2 protein-coding genes are annotated in these 2,153 nt (G+C 72.8%); both read left to right on the top strand.

Going from position 1 to position 2,153, the window contains the following annotated elements; genetic code table 11:
* On the top strand, positions 1–675 hold a 675-nt coding region (gene ureA / locus J0670_RS36485; RefSeq protein ID WP_243438028.1), incomplete at its 5' end, for an urease subunit gamma.
* Positions 672–2,153, top strand: a 1,482-nt coding sequence (locus J0670_RS36480; protein WP_207817053.1) for an urease subunit alpha, incomplete at its 3' end; no start/stop codon positions are given. The genes ureA and J0670_RS36480, both read left to right, overlap by 4 nt.

Here is a 2,153-nt window from a genome sequence, read left to right as displayed (position 1 = left end):
ATCTTCACAGCAGCCGAACTGGCCCGCGCCCGCCGCGCCCGGGGCGTGCGCCTCAACATCCCCGAGGCGACCGCCCTGATCGCGGACACCGTCTGCGAGGCCGCCCGCGACGGCCGGCGCCTGGCCGAGGCCATCGAGGCCGGCCGCTCCGTGCTGACCGCCGACGACGTGCTGCCCGGCGTGCCGGACGTGGTCACCGTCGTCCAGGTCGAGGCCGTCTTCGAGGACGGCACCCGCCTCGCCGTGGTCAACGACCCGTTCAAGGGCGCCGGCTCGCTCGGCGACGAGGCCCCCGGCGGCGCGCTCATCGGCGACGGAACCGGCTACGACCCGGTCGAGGAGACGCTGCTCCTCCCCGTCCACAACACCTCCGAGGTGCCGATCTCGGTCACCTCGCACTTCCACTTCTTCGAGGTCAACCCCCGCCTCGCCTTCGACCGCGCCGCCGCCTACGGCACCCACCTGGCCATCCCGGCCGGCTCCTCGGTGCGCTTCGACCCCGGCGCCACCGTCGAGGTCGGCCTGGTGCCGATCGGCGGCGAGCGGGTCGCGATCGGCTTCGCCGGCCTGGTCGACGGACCGCTGGACGCGCCCGGCGCCAAGGAGGCCGCCCTCGACAAGGCCCGGGCCACCGGCTACCTGACCGGCTTCGACGACACGGAGTTGCCCTCGTGACCAGCATCAGCCCCCACGACTACATCTCCGTCCACGGCCCGCGCGCCGGCGACCGGATCCGGCTCGGCGACAGCGGCCTGATCGTCCGGGTCGAGTCCGACTCCCAGGCGCCCGGCGACGAGTTCCTGGCCGGCTTCGGCAAGACCGCCCGCGACGGCCTGCACCTCAAGCCCGCCGCCGTCCGCGACACCTGCGACGTCGTGATCAGCAACGTCCTGGTCATCGACGCGATCCAGGGCATCCGCAAGACCTCCATCGGCCTGATCGACGGCCGGATCGCCTCCATCGGCCGGGCCGGCAACCCGGACACCCTGGACGGCGTGGACGTCGTCGTCGGCACCGGGACGACCATCGTCTCCGGCGAGGGCCTGATCGCCACCGCCGGCGCCATCGACACCCACGTCCACCTGCTCTCGCCGCGGATCATGGAGGCCTCGCTCGCCTCCGGCGTCACCACGATCATCGGCCAGGAGTTCGGCCCGGTCTGGGGCGTCGGCGTCAACTCCCCCTGGGCGCTGCGCCACGCCTTCAACGCCTTCGACGCCTGGCCCGTCAACATCGGCTTCCTGGGCCGCGGTTCGTCCTCCGACGAGGCCCCGCTGATCGAGGCGCTGGCCGAGGGCGGCGCCTCCGGCTTCAAGGTGCACGAGGACATGGGCGCGCACACCCGCGCCCTGGACACCGCGCTGCGCGTCGCCGAGGAGTACGACGTCCAGGTCGCCCTGCACACCGACGGATTGAACGAGTGCCTCTCCGTCGAGGACACCCTGCGCGTCCTCGAAGGCCGCACCATCCACGCCTTCCACATCGAGGGCTGCGGGGGCGGCCACGTCCCCAACGTGCTGAAGATGGCGGGCGTGCCGAACGTCATCGGCTCCTCCACCAACCCCACCCTCCCCTTCGGCCGGGACGCGCTCGGCGAGCACTTCGACATGATCGTCTCCGCGCACGACCTCAAGGTCGACCTGCCCGGCGACGCCGCCATGGCCCGCGACCGCATCCGGGCCGGCACGATGGGCGCCGAGGACGTGCTGCACGACCTCGGGGTCATCGGCATCACCTCCTCCGACGCCCAGGGCATGGGCCGCGCCGGCGAGACCGTCCGCCGCACCTTCGCCATGGCCGGCAAGATGAAGGCCGAACTCGGCCCGCTCGACGGCGCCGGCTCCTACGGGACCACGGCCGGCGGCGACGACAACGAGCGCGTGCTGCGCTACATCGCCAAGCTCACCATCAACCCGGCCATCGCCCACGGGCTCTCCCACGAGGTCGGCTCGATCGAGGTCGGCAAGCTCGCCGACATCGTGCTGTGGCGCCCGGACCACTTCGGCGCCAAGCCGCAACTCGTCCTCAAGGCCGGCTTCCCCGCGTACGGCGTGGTCGGCGACCCCAATGCCTCCACCGACCGCTGCGAACCCCTCGTCCTGGGCCCGCAGTTCGGCGCCCACGGCGCGACGGCCGCCGACATCTCGGTGGCC

The organism is Streptomyces sp. FH025 (assembly GCF_017427025.1).
Taxonomy (GTDB): domain Bacteria; phylum Actinomycetota; class Actinomycetes; order Streptomycetales; family Streptomycetaceae; genus Kitasatospora.
This window is presented reverse-complemented; position numbering and strand designations above follow the sequence as displayed.